Origin of the sequence: Xenorhabdus innexi (assembly GCF_002632485.1) — a bacterium.
GTDB classification, from domain to species: domain Bacteria; phylum Pseudomonadota; class Gammaproteobacteria; order Enterobacterales; family Enterobacteriaceae; genus Xenorhabdus; species Xenorhabdus innexi.
Map to the genome: position 1 here is coordinate 1 of NZ_NIBU01000287.1, position 309 is coordinate 309.

General features: G+C 53.7%; 1 protein-coding gene. It reads right to left on the minus strand.

Annotated features, from left to right (window positions below; translation table 11 throughout):
- Window positions 1–309: hypothetical protein (locus Xinn_RS22580; protein WP_211286055.1), on the minus strand; the 309-nt coding region annotated here is incomplete at both ends.

Here is a 309-nt window from a genome sequence, read left to right on the forward strand (position 1 = left end):
TGACCCGCAACGAACCGAAGACCCTAACACCAGCTTGGGCAAAAGCACTGACGCTAAACCTTAACGACGCAAAAGCCTGAATCCCTATCTGCCCCAAAACCCGCAGGCTGACCCGCAACGAACCGAAGACCCTAACGCCAACTTGAGCAAAAGTACTGACGCTAAACCTTAACGACGCAAAAGCCTGAATCCCTATCTGCCCCAAACCCCGCAGGCTGACCCGCAACGAACCGAAGACCCTAACACCAGCTTGGGCAAAAGCACTGACGCTAAACCTTAACGACGCAAAAGCCTGAATCCCTATCTGCC